General features: G+C 43.3%; 18 protein-coding genes. 6 read left to right on the top strand and 12 right to left on the bottom strand.

Annotation, left to right across the window (positions count from 1 at the left end; genetic code table 11):
- Positions 1–21: 21 nt before the first annotated feature.
- On the top strand, positions 22–7,452 hold the full coding sequence (locus tag AC4IFT_RS21400) for an invasin domain 3-containing protein (protein ID WP_490752687.1): 7,431 nt from the start codon (positions 22–24) through the stop codon (positions 7,450–7,452).
- Positions 7,453–7,496: 44 nt separating this feature from the next.
- On the opposite strand, the gene rtcR is transcribed toward AC4IFT_RS21400, so the two are convergent.
- Positions 7,497–9,074 carry an RNA repair transcriptional activator RtcR gene (gene rtcR / locus AC4IFT_RS21395; protein WP_490752685.1) on the bottom strand — a complete coding sequence of 526 codons (1,578 nt, stop codon included), beginning with the start codon at positions 9,072–9,074 and terminating at the stop codon, positions 7,497–7,499.
- A gap of 908 nt (positions 9,075–9,982) precedes the next feature.
- On the opposite strand from rtcR, the gene AC4IFT_RS21390 reads away from it, so the two are divergent.
- The 3 genes from AC4IFT_RS21390 to AC4IFT_RS21380 are packed head-to-tail and all read left to right on the top strand — an operon-like array spanning position 9,983 to position 13,145.
- Positions 9,983–11,107, top strand: coding sequence for a slipin family protein (locus AC4IFT_RS21390; RefSeq protein ID WP_490752689.1), 1,125 nt, complete (start codon positions 9,983–9,985; stop codon positions 11,105–11,107).
- 2 nt (positions 11,108–11,109) lie between these two features.
- A complete protein-coding gene (locus AC4IFT_RS21385) occupies positions 11,110–12,336 on the top strand; it encodes an RtcB family protein (protein ID WP_353243952.1) in 1,227 nt (408 codons plus the stop codon).
- A gap of 14 nt (positions 12,337–12,350) precedes the next feature.
- A complete protein-coding gene (locus AC4IFT_RS21380; protein ID WP_490752682.1) occupies positions 12,351–13,145 on the top strand; it encodes a nucleotidyltransferase domain-containing protein in 795 nt (264 codons plus the stop codon).
- A 110-nt stretch (positions 13,146–13,255) separates the two neighbouring features.
- Here the strand turns inward: AC4IFT_RS21380 and AC4IFT_RS21375 are convergent, their stop codons facing one another.
- The 7 genes from AC4IFT_RS21375 to AC4IFT_RS21345 form a co-directional block, all read right to left on the bottom strand.
- On the bottom strand, positions 13,256–13,549 hold the full coding sequence (locus AC4IFT_RS21375; RefSeq protein WP_219245556.1) for a type II toxin-antitoxin system RelE/ParE family toxin: 294 nt from the start codon (positions 13,547–13,549) through the stop codon (positions 13,256–13,258).
- Positions 13,550–13,551: 2 nt separating this feature from the next.
- Positions 13,552–13,821: a type II toxin-antitoxin system Phd/YefM family antitoxin gene (locus AC4IFT_RS21370; protein ID WP_219245555.1), complete on the bottom strand. Its 270-nt coding sequence runs from the start codon at positions 13,819–13,821 to the stop codon at positions 13,552–13,554.
- Positions 13,822–14,001: 180 nt separating this feature from the next.
- Positions 14,002–14,424 carry a DoxX family protein gene (locus AC4IFT_RS21365; RefSeq protein WP_206086291.1) on the bottom strand — a complete coding sequence of 141 codons (423 nt, stop codon included), beginning with the start codon at positions 14,422–14,424 and terminating at the stop codon, positions 14,002–14,004.
- A gap of 223 nt (positions 14,425–14,647) precedes the next feature.
- A complete protein-coding gene (locus tag AC4IFT_RS21360; RefSeq protein ID WP_490752680.1) occupies positions 14,648–15,214 on the bottom strand; it encodes a molecular chaperone TorD family protein in 567 nt (188 codons plus the stop codon).
- Between the two features lie 39 nt (positions 15,215–15,253).
- Positions 15,254–16,153: a dimethyl sulfoxide reductase anchor subunit family protein gene (locus AC4IFT_RS21355; protein ID WP_490752678.1), complete on the bottom strand. Its 900-nt coding sequence runs from the start codon at positions 16,151–16,153 to the stop codon at positions 15,254–15,256.
- Complete coding sequence (locus AC4IFT_RS21350; protein WP_490752676.1) at positions 16,150–16,791, bottom strand: DMSO/selenate family reductase complex B subunit; 642 nt, start codon at positions 16,789–16,791, stop codon at positions 16,150–16,152. The genes AC4IFT_RS21355 and AC4IFT_RS21350 overlap by 4 nt, the downstream gene beginning before the upstream one ends.
- Positions 16,788–19,208: a DMSO/selenate family reductase complex A subunit gene (locus AC4IFT_RS21345; RefSeq protein ID WP_490752675.1), complete on the bottom strand. Its 2,421-nt coding sequence runs from the start codon at positions 19,206–19,208 to the stop codon at positions 16,788–16,790. The genes AC4IFT_RS21350 and AC4IFT_RS21345 overlap by 4 nt, the downstream gene beginning before the upstream one ends.
- Positions 19,209–19,400: 192 nt before the next feature.
- Between AC4IFT_RS21345 and AC4IFT_RS21340 the strand changes: the two genes are divergently transcribed.
- Together AC4IFT_RS21340 and AC4IFT_RS21335 are read left to right on the top strand one after the other, a co-directional pair.
- A complete protein-coding gene (locus AC4IFT_RS21340; protein WP_490752673.1) occupies positions 19,401–20,174 on the top strand; it encodes an AraC family transcriptional regulator in 774 nt (257 codons plus the stop codon).
- A 115-nt stretch (positions 20,175–20,289) separates the two neighbouring features.
- Complete coding sequence (locus AC4IFT_RS21335) at positions 20,290–20,910, top strand: flavin reductase family protein (RefSeq protein ID WP_490752671.1); 621 nt, start codon at positions 20,290–20,292, stop codon at positions 20,908–20,910.
- Between the two features lie 48 nt (positions 20,911–20,958).
- Here the strand turns inward: AC4IFT_RS21335 and AC4IFT_RS21330 are convergent, their stop codons facing one another.
- From AC4IFT_RS21330 to AC4IFT_RS21315, 4 genes are all read right to left on the bottom strand, one after another.
- On the bottom strand, positions 20,959–21,474 hold the full coding sequence (locus AC4IFT_RS21330) for a P-loop nucleotide/nucleoside kinase family protein (RefSeq protein WP_490752669.1): 516 nt from the start codon (positions 21,472–21,474) through the stop codon (positions 20,959–20,961).
- 261 nt (positions 21,475–21,735) lie between these two features.
- Positions 21,736–23,382 carry a Na+/H+ antiporter gene (locus tag AC4IFT_RS21325; RefSeq protein ID WP_490737234.1) on the bottom strand — a complete coding sequence of 549 codons (1,647 nt, stop codon included), beginning with the start codon at positions 23,380–23,382 and terminating at the stop codon, positions 21,736–21,738.
- A 266-nt stretch (positions 23,383–23,648) separates the two neighbouring features.
- Complete coding sequence (locus AC4IFT_RS21320) at positions 23,649–24,182, bottom strand: MarR family winged helix-turn-helix transcriptional regulator (RefSeq protein WP_490737232.1); 534 nt, start codon at positions 24,180–24,182, stop codon at positions 23,649–23,651.
- Between the two features lie 79 nt (positions 24,183–24,261).
- The coding region (locus tag AC4IFT_RS21315) for an aspartate racemase/maleate isomerase family protein (RefSeq protein ID WP_490752668.1) at positions 24,262–24,482 on the bottom strand (221 nt) is incomplete at its 5' end.

Genomic DNA, 24,482 nt, shown 5'->3' with positions numbered 1-24,482 from the left:
AAAGCCACGGGCAACAACAGTGTGCAAAATATCGTTGTTACGCCAAACACAAAAACCCCAAATGCGGGGGACAAGCCCACCATCAAAGTGGAGCTCACCGATAAAAACGGCAACCCTGTCAAGGATGTACAAAATATCGAAGTCACCATTGGCAACGACAAACACACCTTGCCAGTGACCCCAAATACCGATGGTAGCTACACCGCTGAACTGCCTGCGCAGCAAAGTGGCGACAAACAAATTAATGTTTCCGTGAATGGCAAAGATTCCAACAAAGAGACCCTAAACGTGCAGCCACCTGCACCCATCTCGCCAAACAACCAAGGGCAGGCAGGTCAACAAGGTGTGGTGAATGCGCTCGACATCAAAACGGGCCCTACCACAAACTTGAAGTCTGGCGATACCCTTGAGGTCACGGTAACAGCAACAGATACCTTTGGTAACGGCATCAAAGGGTTAGACAAAAATAATCTTCACTTAGGCAGCCTAAAAGGCGACACGTTAAATTGGGTCGATAACAATGATGGCAGCTACACCGCTCAGGTGCCACTCAAAGACCTCGGCAATATCGATGTAACCGCCTCACTGAACGGAGTTTCCAGCCAAAAAACTGACATCACCGTGGGCAAAGCCACGGGCAACAACAGTGTGCAAAATATCGTTGTTACGCCAAACACAAAAACCCCAAATGCGGGGGACAAGCCGACCATCAAAGTGGAGCTTACCGACAAAAACGGCAACCCTGTCAAGGATGTGCAAAATATCGAGGTTACCATTGATGGTAACACGCACTCTCTACCTGTAACTCCAAACACCGATGGTAGCTACACCGCTGAACTGCCTGCTCTGCAAGCGGGCAATCATCAAATTACGGCCACGGTGAATGGCCAAAGCTCCGTTCAAGATACTTTAGACGTGAAAAAACCAGCGCCAATTAGCCCGAATAACTCAAGCGGGACGGGTAATCGTGGTGAACGCGGCGTTATCAATAACATTGCCATAAAGACAAGTGATATCACGAATCTGCAATCAGGTGATAATCTTAATATCACCGTAACCATCATTGATGCATTTAATAATCCATTAACGGCTATCGACCCTAGTAATATCATTTTGGATGGATATAAAGCGAGCTCGCTGAAATGGTTAGATAACGGTGATGGCACTTACACAACACCTTTGCTGTTAATGCAAACAGGTACTAGTGAGTTAGTGGCGTCTATTAATGGTCATAAATCACCATTGATCACCATTACAGTAGGCAATACGACTGATATCAATAAAGTTGCTAATGTCGAACTGGACCCCATCACTCCGAGTGAAGCAGGCGAACCCCAAACTATCACCGTGAAGGTTACCGATAAGTATCAGCACCCCGTTACCGCGATTAACAAGATGATAACGGCGAATATCAACAGCCAGTCAGCACCCATTATTTTAACAGAGTCACTCACTCAAAAAGGGACTTATACCGGAACGTTACCAGCACAAAAAACGGGTAAATATACCGTTGAAGTGACAACTAACAATAAAACGGCATCGAAACCTTGGGACGTTAAAACCGCAGCAACCATCACTGCGAAAGAAAAAGATGGGAGTGGCACAGCAAATCAACGCGGTGTCGTTAAAACCGTGACGTTGGTTTCATCACCGATTAACGACCTAAAATCAGGCCAGTCATTACAATTAACCGTGGCACTTAAAGATACTTTTGGTAACCCCCTTGAAGGGATCAGCGGCGCTAGCCTTCAATTAAAGCATCAACAACCTAGTGTGAGTTCCGTTAATTGGGTAGACCTCCGTAACGGAGACTACACCACTATTTTGCCACTCACAAAGATTGGTCAAGACACTTTAACCGTGAAAGTGAACCAAATAACCACTTCTCCACTTAATATTAATGTTGGGAATGCCACGGGTACGACTCAAATTCACAAAGTTGATATCAAAAATATCGAAAAACCCGCAGCAGGTGAAACTAGTGCCATTACCTTGGTACTTTCCGATGCCAATAACCAACCCATTACAGGGGTAAATAATAACGCAGTCGTCTCTATCAATGGCGCAGAAGAGTTACTTAAGATAACGGAAACAGTCAACAAAGGGACTTATACCGGCACACTTTCTGGCCAAAAATCAGGAGACCATAAAGTCATTGTCACGGTGGGTGGCGTTAAATCCACAGAATCAACCTTAACCGTTAATGCTCCAGTTCCTACTGCGGTTAATCATGGCGGTAAATCAGGTTCTCACGGTGTGATGAGTCGTGTAGCACTTGCCGTTTCACCAGCCAAAAACTTAAAGTCTGGCGACACGTTAAAGCTAACGGCGACATTGGAAGATGCCTTTGGTAATCCATTGACGGGTATCGATTTAACACAATCGCTCACCCACAAACAAGCAGGCCAAGTCACTTGGACAGCACAAAAAGATGGCACCTATACAGCTAACTTAGTCTTAACACAATTGGGGCAAGACCACTTATTTATCACCGCCAATAAGATACAAAGCCCAACTATTGCGATTGATGTCAAATCACAGTTAGGGATTAACGCTATCCATAAAATCGATATCCATGATATCGCCAACGCAGCAGCAGGTGCGCAAAGTACCTTTACCGTTGTCTTGAACGATGATCAAGGTAACCCTGTTAATGGCATCCAACACATTGATGCCACCATCGATAAGCAAAAACTGCCAAATATCGTAGTGACTCAACAAGCGGATGGCCGCTACAGCGGGAAACTACCGGGGCAACAAAGCGGGTCTTATGACGTGGTGATTAGCGCCAATAAACAATCATCCACGGCAAAAACACTGACGGTAGCACAACCTGACACGGTAACCGCAACCGCAAATGGCGGTGGTACAACAGACCAACGTGGTGTGGTGAGTCAGGTTGCTCTTCAGGCAACCCCAAACACCAAGTTAACATCCGGTGACACTGTACAGTTGATGGTGGCGTTAAAAGATAGCTTTAATAACCCACTGAAAGGCGTCGACAGTAGCAGTATCGCGATTACTCATCAACAATCAGGCGCAGTAACTTGGAAAGACAATGCAGATGGCACTTATACCGCTAACTTATTATTAAGTCAGTTAGGCGCTGACACCTTAAAAGTCACAGTCAACAGCATTAGCCAATCACAGGCTATCGATGTAAAAGCCCCACAGGGTAAATCCGCCGTGCACAAGGTGGAATTAAAAGCGACAAACAAGACGTTTAAGGTGGGTGACTCTGTCGAATTGCAATTAACACTGACTGATAGCCATGGCAATGGTGTTGAAAAGGTGCAAACCACAGACATTCAATTAGAGCATAACCTTTCGCTTGTAACTAAATTGACGTGGTTAGAGAAAGGCGCAGGTATTTACACCACCACCATCCCATTACATAAACAAGGGAAAAACGCTTTTGTAAGTCAAGTTAATAACCGAGCAAATACACCATTCACAATCAGTGTCAGCGCACTAACAGACCCAACACAGGTAAAAGCCGTTGAGCTCAAAGCCAGTACCAACCAACTGACCGTAGGAAGTCAAACAGAGCTGACTCTAACATTAATGGACCAATGGAATAATGGTGTTGAAGGGATTACCGCTAAAGATATCACCATTAATGATGCACACATTAAGAAAAACCTCACAGGTTTAAGTTGGATATCAAAAGGGAATGGCATCTATACTGCATCAACAGCAGTCTCTATCGCAGGGATCCACTCGCTCAGAGCAACGGTTAACCAAATACAAAGTCATAATGTATTGATTAACGCACTGCCATCAACCAACCAAAGCCATATCAATAAGGTTCAGTTAACAACAAACTTAAGCACCATTACAGCAGGCAGTAAAGTCACGTTATCTTTAAAAGTGACTGATGCGGATAACAATCCAGTCATTCACCTTAATAATAATATGATCACACTGACTGATGGTAGCCATAAAATATCCACTGTCTGGGATGAAGATAACCATGGCTTAGGTCTCTACAGCACTAATATCCTGCTCAGTGATGTTAAAACACATAATCTGACAGCAGGTATTGGTCAGTTTACTGATACGGCAAGTGTCACGGTCAATTCACCTGTGGGTAACGATGCCGTGAAAACAATCACCATTTCACCTGTCGCCAACAGTGATGCAGGGCAGCCATCATCACTCTCCATTGGCCTAACTGACCAATATAAAAACCCAGTTAAAAATGTCAGTAGTGGCGATATCACCGTGACAGTCAATGGGCAAAAGCAAGACATTATATTTATGGAAAAAAATGTATTGAATAAATATATCGCTCAACTACCAGCATCTAAAGCAGGCCGCTATCAGATAATGGTGGAAGCCAACGGGCAATCAGAAACTGTCGATTGGGATGTTAACCCACCGAAAGAGATCCCTATCACCTCTTACGATAAAAATGGGTTAAGGGGTTCATTAGAGACGATTTTGATTACTCACAGCGCGAAAAATAACACTGCAAATTCAGGTAATAACGTTACGCTAACGGTTGGGTTAAAAGATAAGTTCGATAACAAACTGACTAGCGCAGCAAGTTCATTAAAATTGTTGACTAATTTACAGTCTGCCTCTGCATGGAAAGAACTTAGCGGAGGGCTGTATACTCAAGAACTCACGATGAACAAGCTACGCAAGCAACCCATTCAAGTGGTGGCAGATAAAGTACTCAGCGATAAGCTGGAACTAAACGTTGCCCCAGCCAAAGGTGCAAATCATGTCCATAAAACCACACTTGAAACCAATGAAGGTACCATTGAGGCGGGTCAAGAGGCACTATTAACGTTAGCCTTAACAGATAAGGTTAATAATAGTGTTATTGACGTCGATACAAATGCTATTCAGCTCACCAACAATGGAAAAACCACCGTGGTTACATGGGCAAATCCACAAGATGGCCTATATACCACCAAACTGCGGTTAGATACGGTAGGCAATTACCAATTTAAAGCCACGGTAAATAACCAACCAAGTCGTATTCAAACCATCGAGGTGACCGCCCCGAGTGGTCAAGCGAAGGTGGCTAAAGCGCAATTAGTCAGCAATATCGCATCACTAGATGCGGGTAAAGACGTAGAATTAACGCTAACCTTGAAAGATCAATACGATAACCTCGTTATTGGCGTTAATGGTGCGGATATTGCACTCAAAGATAGCCACACCACTGAAGTGATTGATAATAGTCGAATCGCGTGGCGTATGGCGTCTGAAGGGGTTTACAAGGCTTCTCTTCCTTTAACGCTTATTGGGAACCATATGTTGACTGCAACTGTTAATCATCAGTCAGCATCAACATCCCCAATTACCGTTAATTCGCTGAAAGGCACCGCTAACGTTAACCAAATCACGCTAACTGCGGCACAAAACGCAATATCTGCGGGCGAAACGACAACGCTCACATTAAGCGTTCTAGATAGCTTTGGTAATGAGGTGGATGATGTATTAACTTCAAACATCAACTTAACCAATGCCGATGCACAAATTACAACACGTGCATCATGGACTAAAGTACCGTCAACGGTAGGAACATACAGCACAAGCGTTCAACTTGATAAAGTCATGGATCACACCTTGATTGCTAAAGTAAACGGGCAGACTAAAACGACTAGAATCCATGTTAATCCATTGAAAGGATTTGATAATGTCACAGCAGTTAGCTTGCAAACGCCATCAACTACTGAAGTTGATGAGAAAAACAAACTGACACTGACATTAACCGATAGATTTGGTAATGGCGTTGTCGAAGTCAAACCAAGCCATATCACACTTACCTCTGGATCAGTGGCACAAGTGGTTACATGGACAGAGGGCAAAAACGGGGTTTATCGTACCGAACTTGCCTTAAACCAAGTGGGTAACCAAACCATTACCGTAAAAGTGAACAGCATCTCTGATATAAAAACGATGCAAGTGAATTCACCAACAGGTAAAGACAGCGTGGCCTCAATACAACTGACATCAAATCCAACCAGTGTATTGCCAAATACCCCTGTAACTCTCACGTTAACGTTGAAAGACCAGCATGGAAATAGCGTGAAAAATGTTCGCAGTACGGATATTTCTCTATCCGATAGTTATACACCTGAAAGTTTTACATCGCCAAATTGGGCTGAAGATAGTCAACAAATCGGTGTATATACCGTAGTAGTGAACTTGAAAAAGACCGCAGAACATACGTTAACAGCGAAAGTGAATAATCTCGAAAAAGGCACGAAAATAACTGTTCAACCATTTACTGGTGTACAGCAGGTCAATCGCGTTGAATTATCTATTGATAAGAATGCCATTTCCATTGGTGGAAAAGTCAACTTTACATTAACCGCGAAAGACATTTATGGAAATAACGTCTTGATACAAGCAACGGATATCCGCTTACAAAATGCAAATGGTGCGATTAACCAACCAACGTGGCAACAACACGGAATGCAATTTAAAGGGGAATTGAGCTTATCTATTAGCGGGAATTATGTCATTACCGCAAAAGTGGGGGCTCAAACAAGTTCACCAATTAGCCTAACCGTGCAAAGTGGTAAACCCGTGTTTGTGGCTGGAAAAAGTGAGTTTTCCGTGAGTTCACATGAGATTGATGAAGGCAGTAATGCTAATATCACCGTCAAATTAGTGCTCAAAGATGCAAGTGGAAATCCTATTTTAGGGAAAAGACCTCGCGTATCAGCAAGTGCAGGGACGATTGCTAATACACTGCAAGAAAATAGCAATGGCGTATATACCAGTACTTTCAAGAATGATGCAATTGGGAAGTCAAACCTAACCCTTGATAGTGCTTCCATTGATTATAATGACACTGTACCTCCAATTACGGTTATTACTTATGGAACATCAGAAATCATTGCGCAATCACATTCATTCTCTATGAGTGACGGGTTCCCTAATACTGGATTCAAAGGCGCTAAATTTCAAATCACGGTCCCTATTGGACAACCAACCGATTACGATTGGAGTGTCGACATTGATTGGCTTTCTATTGATAATAAAGGGGTTGTCACCATGCAACACAAACCAATACCAATCCGTAACGGTAATGCAATGATCCCTATATTTAAAGGGGTACCAAAACCACATACAGGTTATAAACGTACTATTGATTATCGATTTACCTTGAAAAAATGGTATGACAATCATGGGAAAATGGGCGCATTTGCATCAAGAAACACTTGTACTGCCCCTAGCCGTTTAATTAAGTATAAAGACCTTTCAATTGGAAACAGCCGTAAACGTCAAGTAGGCGAGCAAGTTTTCCAAGAATGGGAAGCTAAGTTTACTCTGGACCATCTAGGTGCTAGACATTTTTTTTGGACCGCTGATACACAAACTAGTACAACAAACTCTATTTACAACCCATATTCAGATGGAGATCAACCTACAGATATTTCTAACACTAAACCACTCGATGCCATCTGCGTCAATGATTTGAACTAAACACACAAAAGCCCCTTCGGGGGCTTTTTCTTTTATCGATAAGGTTAGTTTTTCACCCCATCCCAATCCAAGCTAAATTTCGCCAAATATTTTCGTAATCTATCCGCATCATTGGGTTGTTTTTTCTGTTGCCGAGAGACCGCAAATAACGCTCGTCCCGCCTCTGAAAGGGATGAAGAACGGCGGCATACATCCAGTACGGTAGCTAATTGCTGTTGGTCGAATAAATCAATTTCACCCACGTGTTTAGGTAATGAATTGCTCGCTTTCACTTGCCACTGGGATTGCAAACGCCCAATTTCCTCTTCAGCTATCGGCTTGGTTATTCGCCCTTTTTCCGCAAAGGTCGCCATGCGGCTAATCGATGCGCCCAATTCACGGAAGTTACCGCGCCAGAGTGCTTGTTCGGAACAGGCAAATTTCACATACACATTACGCGCTTCGCTATCAAAACGGATTTGGTTTTGTGCATCTTGGCTGAACTTTACGAGCTCATAATCGATATTTGGTTCGATATCTTCACGGCGATCACGCAAGCCGGGTAAGGCAAATGTCCACATATTGATGCGGGCGAATAAATCCTCACGAAATTTACCTTCTTCCACCTGTTGCGCCAAGTTGCGATGCGTCCCCGCAATTAATTGAAAATCACTGTGAATTTCTTCATCGGCACCATAAGGAAAAAAACGTTTTTCTTCGATGGCTTTAAGCAGCATCGCTTGCTCATCAAGGCCAAGCTCAGCGATTTCATCGAGAAATAAAATGCCGCCATCTGCTTCTTTTAACAGCCCTTTTCGGGGGTTTAACGCCCCCGTAAACGCCCCTTTCACATGGCCAAACAACGTCGACATAGCATTATCGCCGCGCAACGTGGCACAGTTCACTTCCACAAACCGCCCTTTTACTTGATGGCGGCTTTCACGTAACTGATAAATTCGCCGAGCCAAAAACGATTTACCTGCCCCTGTTGGGCCATTGAGTAAAATCGGGGCTTTTGAGCGTAACGCCACCCGTTCAATTTGCTCAATCATGGTATTAAACGCGCTATTGCGTGTAGCAATGCCTGATTTTAAAAATGAGACTTGCTGCTGTTGCTCTTTTTGAAAGCGGCTGGTGATATGGGTGTAGCGACTTAAATCGAGGTCAATCACCGTGTGAATACCAATAGGGTCTTTTTCCCTACCTTTCTCACTGGGTGATGTTTGAATAAGTTTAGCGGGCAAATAGTGCGCTTCGGTTAATAAAAACCAACAAATTTGCACTACGTGCGTCCCTGTGGTGATGTGCACAAGGTACTCTTCGTTGTCCGTATCAAAGGGGTAGCTCGCAGAAAAATCCAGTAGCGAGGTATACACTTCCTCGAAATCCCACGGGTCTGCAATATCCACCTCATGCAAAACAACTTCCGTTTGTGGTGAAGCTTGCTCAATATCCTCTTTGACGCGATGCGCCATCGAGTAGTCATTGACCTGATGAATTAATTCAAAGCGGCCAATATTGATATTCGGCTGTTGGCATAGCCCAACCGTTGGGCGCCATTTGGTCCAGCGATTGGCTTTTTTACCTCGCCTGTCCAATACCGTGCCAAGCACACCGATCACAACCTTGCGTTTTTCACTCATGATTTATATAAATTTATAAAATACGATATAAAAAGATAATAAATAGCCTAATTCATTTTCTCACTCATTGTAAGTCACTTTTATCCAAAAAATAATTAATTGTTATTTTTCATTAAGATAAAAATATTTTTCACCGTATTTAAAAAGTTGGCACGCTTCTGGCAATTATAAATTTATCCACTGCCGGAAAATGTCTGAACTTCGCGTTCAACCGGTGCAGACATGGTGGCTGTTGTCACTACATGGTCTGTATGCCGCCGTCGGTAAGATACCTTGGTAATAGCCTAGCTATCAGGTTCGACTCCTGAACTTAAATACGATTCCAAACGTAAATAAAACCTAGCTGAAGTTTAGCTAAAAACTGGCACTCGAGAGCCTTACCGAGTGATGAGCAGAAATTTAGACAGCCGATTTGGCGCTCTTTCTTTCCCCTCATGACTTCGTTTTGTTCTTCAGCGTCAGACTCATAAATAAAAGGAAAAATAATGAAAAAAATAAATGTCGCTCAAGGACTAATTGCACTAACGTCAAAAAATGGTGATTTCAAACAACTGTTAGTGGCAGGTGAGCACCGCGTACAAGATTGGTTTAATAAACTGACGGTTTCATTTTTCACCTTGAACAATGAACCGATTGAAGAAAAGCTGGCAAACCATTTGCGCCAATTCCATATGGATTGGGTGAATGAGTATTGTGTTGATATTAATTTATCCGATGATGAAGTCGCCTTTTTATACTTACATCATCATTTGGTTGAAATTATCGCGCCACAAACACGCCGTTTATACTGGAAAACCAACGATGATTTACGTATCGAAAAACATAGCGTGACCCAATTAGCGATGACAAACGAGCTAACCGAACATGTCGTGCATAAGAAAGGCGTTAAAGGCCGTGATTTATGTGTGATGGCGCAAATCTTTGCGGGGCAAATTGGCCTACTAAAAGTGGATGGTGAAATAAAAAGCCTTTTAGAAATGGGTAATTACGGTTTTTGGTCAGTTAAGCAGAAGCCTGAGATTCAAGTCATCGATGTTTGCTCGCAATCTATTGATAAGCCAATAGACGCCGTACTTGCAGAGCAAATTCGCCAATATCACCCAAATTGGGTCGCTTCCTATGGTGTCGATATTGATTTATCCGATGATGAGATTGGTTTTTTATATTCACACAATAACTTGGTTGAGATCTTATCCCCAGCAACACGCCGCTTGTACTGGAAGTCAGGCAATACACTGCGTGTCGAAAAACAAAAAGTGGACCATTTAGTGCTACCAGAAGCGTTGACTCAGCGCTTAGCCGCGAAAAAACGCATCAAAGGTAGCGAACTGTGCCTTGTGGCTCAAATACCGGCTTGGCATATTGGCGTATTAAAAATTGACGGTGAAATCACGGGGTTACTTGAAGCGGGTACTCACGGTTACTGGCGTGTAGAACACACCCCAGAAATTGACATCATTGATACGCGTTTACAGTCACTGGAAGTCAGCGGGCAAGAAATCTTAACCAAAGATAAAGTGACGTTGCGCATTAATTTGTCGGCTAACTGGCGCTATGCCGATGTGCTACATGCATTTTCTCAGTTGAGCCAGCCAGTGGAGCATTTATACCGTGAATTACAGTTTTCATTAAGAGAAATCGTGGGCACCCGTACACTGGATGAACTCTTAGAAAACAAACAGTTAATCGATGAACTAATGCTAACTCAAGTGGTGAAAAGCATTGCGGAGTTTGGCTTAGAGGTCGATAGCATTGGTGTGAAAGACATTATTTTACCGGGCGAAATGCGCACAATATTGTCCCAAGTGGTTGAAGCTGAAAAATCAGCACAAGCTAACGTGATCCGCCGCCGCGAAGAAACGGCTGCCACCCGTTCGCTGTTAAATACCGCCAAAGTGATGGAAAACAACCCTGTCGCGCTGCGCTTAAAAGAGCTTGAAACCTTAGAAAGCATCGCACATCGAATCGACCAAATTTCCGTTTACGGTGGATTAGACCAAGTATTAAACGGATTGGTAAAAATTAAGGAATAACAATGAGTAATAATAACTTTAATCAATTAATTCAAGAAACTGGCGTACCGGTAAAAATGTGGACTAATGGGGTTCCCGTAGATCCAAAAGCGGTAACGCAATTGCAAAATACCGCCAAGATGCCATTTATTTTTAAACACTTAGCCGTAATGCCAGATGTGCACGTGGGGAAAGGGTCAACCATTGGGAGCGTGATCCCAACCAAAGGGGCGATTATCCCTGCTGCTGTAGGGGTCGATATCGGTTGTGGAATGATTGCGGTACGTACCTCCCTAACCGCGTCTGATTTGCCAGATAGTTTGCAGAATATCCGTTTTGCTATCGAAGCCGCTGTACCCCATGGTCGAACTACTCATCGACATGGACGTGATAAAGGCGCATGGCACCGTACTCCGGATATCGTCGATACCCACTGGGCACATTTGGATGAAGATTTTAAACGTATTTGCGATAAATACCCGAAACTACGAGGGACTAACCATTACAACCACTTAGGGACGTTGGGAACAGGGAATCACTTTATTGAGCTGTGCTTGGATGAGCAAAACCGCGTTTGGGTGATGTTGCATAGCGGGTCACGGGGTGTGGGGAATGCGATAGGTAACCTATTCATTTCATTAGCACAAAAAGATATGCAGCAACATATTGCCAACCTACCAGATAGGGACTTAGCCTACTTTGAAGAAGGCAGCGTGCATTTTAATGACTATATGGAAGCTGTGGGTTGGGCACAGGATTTTGCTCGCCATAACCGCGAAGTGATGATGCACCGAGTGCTGGAAGCACTTTCACGTGAAATTCCAAAACCGTTTACCACACAACAAGAAGCGGTAAATTGCCACCATAACTATGTGCAAAAAGAGCAACATTTTGGTGAAGAAGTTTTGGTAACACGAAAAGGCGCTGTGTCTGCTCGAAAAGGCCAAATGGGGATCATTCCAGGGTCGATGGGGGCAAAAAGTTTTATTGTGCGCGGGCTCGGTGATGAAGAAAGTTTTTGCTCTTGCAGCCACGGTGCAGGCCGTGTGATGAGCCGAACAGAAGCCAAAAAACGTTTCTCTGTGAGCGACCAAAAAATGGCAACTGCGCACGTTGAGTGCCGAAAAGATAGCGATGTGATTGATGAAATTCCGATGGCATACAAAGACATCGATGCCGTAATGGCAGCACAATCATCATTAGTTGAAATCGTGCATACCCTACGCCAAGTGGTGTGTGTGAAAGGTTAGAAAAAGGAGAGAGCATGGAAACCAACAGTAGAAGTGTATCCGTGCTAATGAGAGAACGGATAGGCAATACGCTCAAAGAAATAGAAGAAAGTCATCACGTTAAAGTTCTTTTTGCTTGTGAATCAGGCAGTCGCGGTTGGGGCTTTGCCTCCCGCGATAGCGATTATGATGTGCGATTTATCTATGTTCATAAATTAGACTGGTGCTTAACGCTAGACCCCAAGCGGGATGTCATAGAGAAACCGATAGATGATGAGCTGGATATATCTGGCTGGGAATTATCCAAGGCTTTAAAATTAATGCGTAATTCAAACCCTGCATTAATAGAATGGCTACATTCCCCTATCGTCTACTTTAAAGACAATGATTTTTTTGCTGAGCTAGAGCAACTTGCTCAAAAATTTTATTCGCCATTAAAGTCTAGATATCATTACTTATCAATCAGTAAACGGAACTTACATACGGATTTTAAAGGTAAAGAAGTCAAACTTAAAAAGTATTTTTATCTGCTTAGAGCCGTTTTAGCACTGCGTTGGATAGAAATACATAAAAGTATGCCACCAATGGCTTTTTCAGAATTAGTGGCAGCTACCGTTACCGATAAATCTGTGCTGGCAGAAATTGAGGCGCTCTTAGTGATAAAGTCGAATGTAGATGAAAGCCATTATGGTGCAAGGCGCCCTGCGATAGATGCGCTAGTGATGGAGACCGTTGAACGCGCTGAGCGTTTGGATTTTCCTGAGCCTGCATGTCGAGACAGCAGCTTGTTAGACCTATTTTTCCGCGAAACTGTGTTGAAAAATAACTAGTTCAGCAGGTTATTACTCAAAAAATAAGACCATCAGAAAATTTTGATGGTCTTATTCCAAAAGCAACATTAATGCCCTAATGAAAATTAACTCATCGCTAGAACGGATTTTTATAAATGAGAATGGGGGTCTTGCGTATGATGTAATACTGCTAGCACCTCAATACCTTCAGGCGCTTTTCGATAATAAATTATATGGCTTTCAACAGGAAAGCTGAAAATACCCAAATACAAATCTTCACTGCGATCACGACCAAGAGATGGCTGGCTCGCGAGTATATCAGTCATTGTCATTCGTAATGAGTTAGCATAAGCCTCTGCAACATTGGCCCCCCATCTACGCATAGAATAAAGCCTAATTGAGCGAATATGCCCTTTCGCTTTCTGAGTAAACCTAACGCTCATCCTTAAGCCTTATTATCAAGTTCATCCTTAGTTAACGGAGAAAATACATCATCAATACTATGAAATTCACCGCGCTCTGCTTGCGAAATAGATTCAGCCAAAACAGCTTTTAAGCTCTGTAATTTTAACTGCATTAGCTGGTCATATTCATCTGAAGAGATAACAACCGCAACACGTTTCCCATGCTTACTTATTTCAACAGGTGCACGTTGAACTTTCATCAATAAATCACCAAATTGATTTTTAGCAACTTGTGCGGAGATAGTTTCCATACATCACCTACAGGATAAAATGGCTCGTTTGGCTATTATAGCTAAAACAGCTTAAATTACCAATCATTAAAAAGTATCATTTACCTTTAATTTTCAGTGCGTTAGGCAAAAAATAAGACCATCAGAAAATTTTGATGGTCTTTTCTCAAAGCAATGTCGAAACTCTTAACTAAAATTTATTTATCGCCAGCATGCATTGCGCATCACTGAGAACCGTCCTGAGCCCATAAATGCCAACGCAATGGCACTTAAGAAGAAATACACGATACTTTCAATCGCCCATGCCCCTGTTTTATCCAGAACAAAGGTTTTATCTAAACCAATCATTAACCATGCAACCACCATGGTAAACGCCACTAACAATGCTGATGGGCGAGTTAAAATCCCTAAAATAATAAAAATAGGGGCAACGACTTCACCTAAAATAGTCCCGTAAGCGATAAATTCAGGTAGGCCATAAGAAGCCAGTAGCGCCTTGATACCGCTGGCACCTGTCATTAATTTGCTCATGCCGTGGAACAACATCAAACCGCCCACAGAAAGACGTAACAGTAATTTTCCCGCATCTTCATGGGACAACAGCCGATTAAATAGATTGACCACTTTATACCCCCTTTGCTTTAAATACCGATCATTAAGTAGTATGACGTAAAATTGTATTATGGCTCAGAAAATTAAAGTGGGAATCATTTTAATTTGCATTTCTTATAACTAAATCAATTTTCATTTAATTATAAATTGTTAACTATTTCCTCATTCAAATATTACGTTTAATTAACCATTTAACAGTCAAATATACTGAATGAAAAATACCATCAACAACCGATTAGCTACATGATTTTACCGTTACCAGCGCTAACTCCGTTAATGACGTATAAAATGAATTTGATATTGTTCTATTTAGTTGATGAGAAAATTGCGGCAACCAACTTCCCAAGTGTTCAACCAGTAATTCTTTTAATGCACTTTCTCTGACCTCTGACGCTAACACTGCTGCCTGAAATAACATTAAACCAACATGGTCTGACGGTTCAGGGTAACGTGTTTGCACTTTTAACCGCTCACGCTGTAAAAATGCGCTCAACGCTTGTGTCGATGAACCTTGCAATACCCCCTCGGGGTCGAGGTATACCGAGCCCCAAGGCGGAGCCGGTAATGTATTAGGGCCAATAAATAAATCAGTCCATTGCTCATGTAACTTTTGCCGTTCAATCTTTAAAGATTGCGTAATTCGATTGCTCAATTGAGGGCTTATTTTGCAAGGCCACTGGGTAGCAAAATCATCCAATTTAAAAAAACTTAATGCGTAGTGACTGGCATCATCATTGGGCGAAAATAGATAACAAGCCCCTAAAATATTAAAGGCCGCTGCATAATGTAAAAAATGGATCATAATGACAGATAACTTCCTAAAAAATTAATCACAATTGCCTTAAATATGAATAGAGTAAAAGCAATAACGCAGCATAAACTCAGCCACAATCGCACAGCCACACCCCAATACTAAATACCCCTGACCACTTGAGGTTAATGCCTCACTTGACGCTGTACGCATGCGGCGGAATATGCCAAACCCGAGCATTATCACAGCTAACATCCCTACCACCCAACTGGTCATGCGCAGTGACCAAATGGCTTGATAAGCATGAATAGAATCAATAGGGAAGGTTATCGACTCGTTGTTATAACTGGTGTGGACTAGGTAACTTTCATAAGCAGGTTGATAAACTAAGCGAATAAATAAGCTAACACCAATAACCGCCCATAATACCCACAACCCACGAGTCGGAATTTGTATCCCCGAACTCCCTGCTTTAAAACGCAGTAATACGCTGATTAATAAATAATAACCTGCCGCGCCAGCCGTTAGCATCGTCCCGTAAAACATCAGATAAGTATTATCATTCATCCACGTTAACATTGAGGTATAACGATAGATTGACGCCATGGCATACACATCACAAAGCCCCGCAATAATCGCCATACCCAGCAGCAGATAAGACAATTCTTTTTTAAACCAAAGCCATAAAAAAGTGAGCCCTAAAAATGTAAAGTAGGTGGCCGTCAATATCACTTCTCGGCTTAGCCAAGAAGAAAAGAGATTTAACAACGAATTAGGCGCATTGGTTGGCACACCTAAGTGGGTAATCGATGATAATAACCCTACACCTGCAAAAACACAGGCCACAAACAGATACCACAGGAAAAATTGCGGATTAACTTTCCCCGCAAACGTCGAAGACAGTTTCTTTGCAGAAATTCCTAGCATGATGCTTAACCCAATAGATAACTGCATCAAAAAGGTGAATAACAATAATGGCCATTCATTCATTTGGCTTCTCCTTGTGTGTCTTGAGATTGGCAACCAGAACCTTGGTGCGGATGAATGACAAGGTTAGGGTGTGTGATCGCGGAATCTGGTAACCCCCGTACATTAGCCAATTCACCATAACGCTTTCTGAGCTCATCGATTGGACCAAACTGAATCGCGCCTAGCGGGCAAGTTGCCACGCAAACGGGTTGCTCACCTTTAAGTTGCAGGTCAATACAAAAATCGCATTTCGACATTTGCTGTGTTTCGGGGTTCATCTGTGGCGCACCATACGGGCAAGACCATGCACAAGTTCCGCACCCAACACATTTGTCGGTATTAACCATCACAATGCCGTCCCCTTCGCGCTTATGCATCGCTGTGGTTGGGCAATTCTTGACACACATTGGGTCGGCACAGTGGTTGCATGAAATGGATAACGTATAGGCAAAGACATTATTCACCAGCCCCCCTGTGCCGTTTTCGATAAACTCGCCGCCAGTCACTTCATACACGCGGCGGTATTTGCGCCCGACGTCGAGGTTGTTTTTATCTTTACAGGACACCTGACACGCTTTACAGCCAGAACAGCGCGCCGAATCAATATAAAACCCGAGTTGTTTGTCACTCACTGCGGGGTAAACGTGGAATTTGCTCATGCTTTTGTTACCTCCACCAATAATGTTTGATGGGCATTTCCGTGTGCCATTGCTGTGCTACGTGCCGATGTTAATACGTTTGCGCACCCGCCTTGGTCAATACCGTTTTCATCAGGTTGCCACCATGCGCCGGCTTGCAGAGCGACTACTCCCGGCATGATGCGCTGGGTGATTTTCACAGGCACTTGTGTGACACCACGGTCATTATTCACTTTGACAGAGTCACCTTCGGCAATATTTCGACGCTTGGCATCAATAGGGTTAATCCACAGTTCTTGGCGCTGGACTTCTTGTAACCATGGGTTAGCAAATTGCGTTGAGTTGGCACGGTTACGGCCTTTCCACGTGATAAGCTGTAATGGGAAACGTTTCGTTAAGTCGTCTTCAGGCCCTTCAATCGCTGGGACATAATGAGATAACGCAGGAATATCAACATCATTACGCTCATACAGGCGCTTCGAAAAAATCTCAATCTTCCCTGACGGTGTCTCAAACGGGTGGTTTTCAATATCATTAATGTTTTTTTCGAAAGCCACATGCCCTGTATGTGGTTTGTGTTTCAGTAAATGACGGCGTTTAACCAACAACTCATCGAAGGTAGGAATACCATCCTCAGGGCGTTTTTGGTGGGCATCATTAACGAGATGTTCAATCCACTGTTTTTCCGTACGACCTTCACTAAACTTCTCGCCAACGCCAAGCTTTTCAGCCACTTCACACAGCCACTCATAATCACTGCGGCGTTCAAATTCAGGCTCAATCACTTTTTCAGATAAAATAATATAGTTGCCCGTTCCCCAAGTTCCCCCTACATTCCAGCGCTCTAAAAAACTGGTTTCAGGCAGTAAAATGTCGGCGTATTTCGCACTCGATGTCATATACAAATCGCTGTATACGATAAACTCCACCTTGCTTTCATCCTCCAATACTTTGGCGGCATGTAAAATATCGGGGTTTTGGTTGGTCATGTAATTACCCGCTAACGAGAAAATCATTTTGATCTCGGTATCGAGTTTTTCGGCATTTTTCAGGCCATTGTTTGGCGTAACAAGGTTTTTATCCTCACAGGCTTGTACCCAATTGGTGATGTTTATTTTTGCCTTAACAGGGTTTTCAAATAGGTTTGGTCCCGCGAGGGTTTTACGTAGATCAGGTGTGACCGCAACACCATAACCCGCAGCCCAGCCGCCTTTCACACCCACATTGCCTGTAATAGTCGCTAGCAACGTTGCGCCACGCGCTGAGCGCTCGCCACAAATATGGCGTTGAGGCCCCCAACCTTGCATTAGTGCAGCGGGTTTCGTACTGGCATATTCACGTGCTAACTGGCGAATTGTATCTGCAGGGACTTTGGTGATAGGTTCTGCCCATTCCGGAGTTTTCACCACACCATCTTTTTTACCCATTAAATACGCGACGAGTGACTCGTTTTCAGGCACACCTTCAGGCATCTGGTGTTCATCAAACCCGACAGTATATTTATCGATAAAAGCTTGGTCATGGCGATTTTCGCTGATGATCACATACATCATTGCATCCATCATAGCGTTATCCGTCGTCGGTAAAATTGGGATCCATTGGTCAGCTAACGACGACGCCGTATCGGAATAGCGAGGGTCGACAACAATAAATTTTGTGCCGTTTTTCTTCATTTTTTGGAAATAATGATTGGAATGCCCAAAAATGGTTTCATTGGGGTTGTGTCCCCATAAAATCACCAGCGGGGTATCTTCCAATGTATCCAAGGTGCTACCACTCGCGGAAGTTCCATAAGTATATGGCGTCACCGCCATGGTGTTGCCGTTACTGACCGAGTGGTAATTCTCTAAAAAACCCCCGGTCATATTGAATAAACGACGTAGCATATTCGCACCAGAGAAAATCCCCCCGGTGACACCCGTACTTAAGCTCACAAAGCGCGAAGCTGGGCCGTATTGTTCATTGATGCGTTGCATGTTGCTTGCGATAAGCGTAGTGGCTTCTTCCCAACTGATCCGCTCAAAGCGCCCTTCTCCGCGTTTACCCACACGTTTCATTGGATATTTCAGGCGATTAGGGTGGTAAACAAATTTTCGATAGCTACGGCCACGCACACACGCACGCATAATTGGCATCTCTTCATCGAGATCGGCATCAGGCCGAGTGCTAATACGTGTGACCACACCTTCTTTGACATGTGCTCGAATATCACATTTCCCCCCGCAGTCAAAACTACTGCAAGTGGAAACGACACGTTCACCCTCATTATTAATGGTTTTTGTTGGGATGATATCTGGGTTTTCTGATGTTGAAGCGACCGTATTTGCGGCTAAAAATGGGACAGCCATGAGTGCAGAGCTGCCTTGAATAAACCGACGACGGGTTAAAGGTTCAATCAGGCCGACTTGCTCATCATTCTGACTGTTATAATTTTCCATGATAACTCTACCTCAGGCATACATTAGGTTTCCGCGCTAGGGTAATCATTTTCCGTTTTACCAACTTTCGAAAAACAGCCAAAGAGATCGGAATTTCAGCCAACCATGGAAAACATGTGGTTATATCAATAAAAATTGCCTATATTCGAAAAATAAATCACTATGTTTGAGTTTCAGCCAAGAGAAATTCCCATGAGAAATATTCCCCTTAAAACCGTTGATGCCGTTCCTCGTGACGTTCTTGCGATCGGGACTGACTACTTGCCGAATGTGTTGCTGGACTCACATGTTCACCGCCGCGCGCAGTTTTTGTATGGTGCCACAGGCTTGATTGAAGTGAGCACTGACGATGGCGAGTGGGTTATTCCGCCAGATAGCGGTGTATGGATCCCCTGTAATACCCCCCATGAAACCCGTATGCTAAATGTCAGTACGCGCAGTTTATATATCGAACCCGCAGCGGCACCACGCAAAGGCAATAAATGCGAAGTGCTACGTGTTTCGCCACTACTTCGACAACTATTACTGGAGGCGGTCGATACACCGATCGAATACGATCTTCATGGCCGTGATGGTGTGATGATCCAGTTGATCTTGCACGAAATTGAGCGCGCAGAACCTTTGCCATTTTATGCACCGATCCCACGGGATGAGCACCTCGCTAAGATGTGTCGTGAGTTTTTAAAAGCCCCCCAAATCACCTCTCTTCCCCAAGAATGGGCAGCGAAGCTACACAAAAGTGAACGCTCCTTTAGTCGTTTTTTCGGGGCACAGACTGGGCTCTCTTTTTCGGATTGGCGACAACAAGCTTGCTTGCTCAGTGCCATCACCCATATTTCTGCTGGAAAATCGATTACCGAAGTAGCTTTTGACTTGGGTTACAGTAGCGTGGGGTCATTTTCCACGATGTTCAAAAAGTGGTTGGGGCAAAGCCCTTCCAGTTTTATCCAGCGAATTGGTGAGTAATATCCAAGAACACTATCCATTGGCTGCAAACTTTATGCGTTCATTGCATTTTTCATTTTTTAGCCTTACGTCGGCCTCTATTATCCGTTAGGATAAAACAAAAAAGGAACTTGCAATGACAACCAAATTCTATAGTTATCAACCCTCTAAAGGCCATGGACTTCCCCATGACCCCATTCCGTCGTTAATCGGCCCACGCCCGATCGGTTGGATCTCAACCTGTGATAGTCAAGGCCGTACCAATCTTGCTCCTTATAGTTTTTTCAATATTTTCAATTACTCACCGCCAATTCTGGCCTTTTCTAGTGTGGGTAAAAAGGACTCCGTCACCAATGCCATCGAAACAGGGGAATTTGTCTACAACCTTGCGACACTAAGCCTTGGCGAGCAGGTCAATATGAGCAGTGCAACCCTTGAACGTGGGGAAAGTGAGTTTGCGTTAACCCAACTTTCCACGTTGCCATCAACCTTAATCGCACCACCTCGCATTGCACAAACGCCTGTTTCTATGGAATGTATCGTGACGCAATATCAGCAACTTAAACGTGCTGACGGCCAATTACTCGATACGTGGATGGTCATGGGGGAAGTTGTCATGGTGCACATTGATGAATCCACCCTAACCGATGGGCTTTATGATTGTGCAGGGCAAAAACCGTTGCTACGTGCGGGTGGCCCCGCAGATTATTATTGGATTGAGCAACAACAAAATTTAAAAATGTATCGCCCCAAATGACCCGTTTTTCAGCGGCTTGTTCCCACTATTAGCCGCTGAAACGGCGCTCTACTCAGGATAAAACTGGCAATTTAATTGTTCATCTGGCGTAGGGTAAGAAAAATGTGCGGTGATTAAATCAAACTGTGCTTCTGAGGTTTGAAAAGGGTTTTCCCCCGTTAAATTACGCACGGCAAGGCGTGCTTTGCACTCATCATTATCAACCTGTAAAACGTGAAAAACGTACGGCACATACGATGATTGTGCGAGTGATCTTAGCCATTGTCGCTGATTCGGTGTATTCGCGGGGAAATCCATCACAACCGTATTACCTGCCTCCATCAATTGCTTAATGTGTTTTTCCAACACCTTTTTCACCAAGGTGCTTTTAGCGATATAGTGTGCTAGCTCAGTAATTTCATTGGGGTACAATGTCGAAAGCCATTCATCTTCGCTCAATAGGACGGTTCGGGGCTGCTTAGCGAGTTGCTTTGCAAGCGTTGACTTCCCTGAGGCAATTTTTCCACAGAGAAAATGTAAGCGTACTTCGTTATCGGAGGTTTGTGGCTTTCCAGTTAAATTCATTAACATTTCCTTGCTGATAATTGACCAGACAAGAACAAAAAACCCGCCTTGTCTGGCGGGTTTTGGTTGTCATTTATCCCCACCACTAAGTGATGGTAATAATCATGCTTAAACGTGCGACAACCTGTGACATATTTCTTTCCTAAATGCAGTTAACACTAACCTATCAACTATTAATATGATTAGTCAAATAGAGTTTTCTCTCTGATTTATTTTGATATAAAAAAGGCCTGAACATATTCAGGCCTTTAATTTCATAAACTAGTGTTTACCATTTTTATGATGATTCAGTGTTTCTTCTTTTAGATCCAATTCATCACGTAAACGATGGTAAACCCGTTCGTTAATGTTTTTATTTTTCCGCATTTGGTATAACGCTTCACGCTTCGCTTTCAATGCAGAGTTAGACATTTGGCGTTCCATCTCAATCATTCGATGTAAATCATACACATCAGATTCAGTTTCATCGGTATTATCAAGTCGTCTGCCATAAATTTCTAACAATTGTGCCCCGACTTCCGTACGCATGGCGATTTCATCCACGTCCTCTGAAGGGTGGTTCATTAACTCACGTAAGTGAGCCATTGCCGCTTCATTCAGCGCTAAACGAGCACGGATTTCGTCATTATCATACGGTAAATCTTGGACAAGGCCTTTTGTTAAAATTGGCAATGCAATACTGGCAATCAATAATGAACATAGAATAACGCCCATTGCCAAGAAAATGGCCACATCACGATTTGGGAATAAAGAGCCGTCTGGCATCAACAATGGCAGTGTTAAAATACCCGCTAATGTAATCGCCCCACGAACACCCGCGGTCGCCATAATCGCCATCATCCGAATATGTACCACATCCGCTTCCTTACCTCGGCGGCGGTTGTGGAATACGGTTAAGGTCATTGAAATCCAAACCCAACTAAAACGCAGGATTGCCAGAGCCACAGTAATGATTGCAACATAAACAAATAACATCCAAGGATGACTTGCCCCTGCCGCTTCAGCAACCTCTGGCATATTTATCCACATACCCGGTAATTGCTCACCCAGTAAAATAAAGATCATCCCATTAAGCGCCGTTTGAACGGTATCCCAAACCGCTTTACTTTGCATACGTGTTGCAGCCTGCATACGGCCTGCAATTTTCTCATAGTGCATAGCAATACCGGCAACAACCGCCGCTAAAATACCTGACACATGTAAATGTTCTGCGAGCAAATAGGCCGTAAATGGCATTAGCAGGCTGATCATAATTTGGATAGCAGGCTCTTCACCCGTACGCTTAACCAAGAACTGGTTCAACCAACCAATTGCCCAAGCGACTAATAAACCAATTAAGATCCCACCAAAGGCAACAAACACAAATTCGCCTGCCGCTGAAGCGAGGGAAAATGTTCCCGTTAACGCAGCCACTACAGCAAAGCTAAAGCAAACTAAACCCGTTGCATCGTTAAGCAGCGACTCACCTTCCAGTATGTGTGCCATCCGCGATGGAAGTGGGGAATTAACGGTCATGGCAGAAACTGAAACAGGGTCAGTCGGTGACAAAATCGCCGCGAGTGCAAATGCAACCGCTAATGAAATCGCAGGAATTAACCAGTGAATAAAGAACCCCATGCCAATAACGGTAACCACCACGAGGCCTATCGCTAATGACATAATCGGTTTAATTTCTTGGAATAAGGCTTCTTTTGGGATACGCCAACCATCAAGGAATAACAATGGTGGAATAAATAAGAATAGGAACAAATGCGGTTCAAATTCAACCGTAAAACCATACAGGGACAGCCCAGCGCCCAATGCTATCTGAATAAGGGGTAATGGAATAATATCTTTGAGCAATCGCGAGATAAACACACTCACAATAACCGCAAGTAAAAAAACAAGTACAAGTGTCACAACTGACATTGATTGCTCCATGTTTAGCTAATCATTAATTATCAGTAGTGAAGTTAATAGATAAATTGAATCAATGTAAAGTAGCAATTAATTAACAGATACAAAAAATTTAAAATTCAGAAATGACCTATCTATCATCACGTTACCGTTTATCCTAATAGTGCTATTGCTCATATAAACATTGCATATCAATTTGATAATTAAAAATAAAAATCTCTGTAATACCAAAATCATTAGTCTAAGATAAGATAATCCGCTAGATCATCATTAACTGATTATTCAGTTGAATTTTTAGCTATGTTTTTATTTCTTAATTGTTTTTTACTAACTAGTTTTTTCTCTGAGGTTTCTTTCTCATTAATGCTTTCTAAGCTGTGACGTGCAATTAATTCCTGTAATACTTCTTTGAGCATCTTACTTTTACGCAGGCCTAATGGGGCAAGTACAGCCTCTTCATGTTGTTGCGCTTCAACTAGTAGCCCATCGACTAATGCCATCCCGCTGGAGGTGACACTCACTAATGTAATTCGTTTATCGCTTCCGCTATGATTATTGTGGCGGATCACATGCCCTTGTTGTTCTAACCGTTGTAAAACACGCGTAATTGTCGGTTGTTTACTGACTGTTTTTTGTGATAGTTCAGTGATCCCCATCGAGCCATTACCCGCCAATGTTGATAGCACTCGCCACTCCAATACAGACAGCCCTTTCTTTTCAACAATTGCATGAAATTCAGATGAAACTAGCATCCATGCCTGCCCCAATAGGGCAGGCAAGTAATTATCAACAAAAACCTTTGAATCTGACATCTGTTCCTCTCGATCCGCACTATGCATCATTGCATTTAATCTAGCCCCTCAAGAGTAGCAGAAGGAGACGATAATTCAGCTAAAACTTTCCACTTAGTAACGACCCAAACCCGTCAACACGTGTCTCTAAGCCCAGTTTTTTCAACATCATGTAAGTGGTGGCCACCGAAGAAGACAACACGGGCAAGCCCACGCGGTTTTCAATCAATTGCACCGAGGGCAGTGACGGCATTTGTACACAGGCCGATGCCACAATCGCATCCACATTGGTGTTCAGCCGCTTGGTGATTTCCACTGGCG

The sequence above is a fragment of the Providencia sp. UF-183 genome (assembly GCF_058246155.1).
The sequence above is the reverse complement of the archived record's forward strand: the minus strand, read 5'-3'. Positions and strand labels throughout refer to the sequence as shown.